We start from the raw sequence: 1,432 nt of genomic DNA on the forward strand, positions 1-1,432 counted from the left end.
AGCAGAACGGCACCCGGTTCGGCCGGCCGCCGCTGAGCCCGGAGGTGGTCGCGGCCAAGCTCGCGATCGTCAACGATGCCAGGGCCAAGGGGCGCACGGCCGAGGAGGCCGCGAAGCTGGTTGGATGGTCCAGGGCGACGCTGTACCGGCACCAGCTCGCCGCGCGTTCACTCAGCTCCGGGGCCGAGCGGGCCTGAGGTGGACGGGCTGCAGCGGTGGAGCGTGCTGCGCCTCCATGTCGAGGACGACATCCCGCTGACGGCCCTGGCCCGGGACACAGAGATCGGGCTCCGCACCCTCCAGCGGTGGCACCGACTCTACAAGGGCGGCGGCATCGACGCGCTGGGGCCGCGGCGGCGCAACGATGCCGGGACCCGGCGCACCGCCGGGCAGCTCGTGGCCTTCATCGAGCGGCTGGCACTGACCAGGCCACGTCCGGGCATCGCGACGGTCCACCGGCTCACCGTCGCGGAGGCAGACCGGCTCGGGGTCCCGTCCCCGAGCTACGCGACGGTGCGCGGGATCGTCCGCGGGCTCGATCCGGCCCTGGTGACCCTGGCCCTGGAGGGGCCAGCGGCCTACCGCGACCGGCACGAGCTCGTCTTCCGGCGACGGGCGGAGAGGCCGAACGCCACCTGGCAGGCCGACCACACCGAGCTGGACATCCTCGTCGTCGGTGCCGACGGCAGGCCGGAGCGGCCGTGGCTGACCGTCGTGATGGACGACTATGCGCGGGCGGTCTGCGGCTACATGGTCTTCACCGGCGCACCGTCGGCGATCAACACAGCCCTGGCGCTGCGGCAGGCGATCTGGCGCAAGAGCGATCCGTCCTGGGCGATGTGCGGGATCCCGGACGTGCTCCATGTCGACCACGGCAGCGACTTCACCAGCCGCCACCTCGAATACACGGCGGTAGCCCTGAAGATCCGCCTGGTCTACTCGACCGTCGGGCGCCCCCAGGGCAGGGGCAAGTCTGAACGCTTCTTCCGCACCCTCAACACCGAACTCCTCGAGTCCCTCCCTGGGCACATCGCCCACGGGGCGGCCGCGCCGAAGCCGGTCCTGGACCTCCCCGCCCTCGATGCGGCGATCGCCGGCTTCATCGCCGCCTACAACGAGCGCCCACACCGCGAGCTCGGGATCAGCCCGAAGAAGGCATGGACCGCCGACGGCTGGCTGCCCCGCATGCCCGAGACCCTCGAGGAGCTGGACGGGCTCCTCCTGACCGTCCCGAAGCACCGCACCGTCCAGCGCGACGGCATCCACTTCCAGGGCCAGCGCTACCTCTCCACGACCCTCGCACCCTTCGTCGGCCACACCGTCACCATCCGGTACGACCCCCGCGACCTCTCCGAGATCCGCGTCTACGACCACGATGCCTTCGTCTGCACCGCCATCGACGAGAACCACCCGAACCAGCGCCTGAGCCTGG

The 1,432-nt window shown here is 71.5% G+C and carries 1 protein-coding gene and 1 pseudogene; both read left to right on the forward strand.

Going from position 1 to position 1,432, the window contains the following annotated elements:
* A pseudogene (locus IE231_RS18085) lies at nt 1-197 on the forward strand (recombinase family protein); the annotation flags it as partial.
* Nucleotide 198: 1 nt separating this feature from the next.
* On the forward strand, nt 199-1,432 hold a 1,234-nt coding region (locus IE231_RS18090), incomplete at its 3' end, for a TnsB C-terminal domain-containing protein (protein ID WP_189695388.1).

The sequence above is a fragment of the Sinomonas cellulolyticus genome (assembly GCF_014656475.1).
In the GTDB taxonomy this organism is placed as follows: Bacteria; Actinomycetota; Actinomycetes; order Actinomycetales; family Micrococcaceae; genus Sinomonas; species Sinomonas cellulolyticus.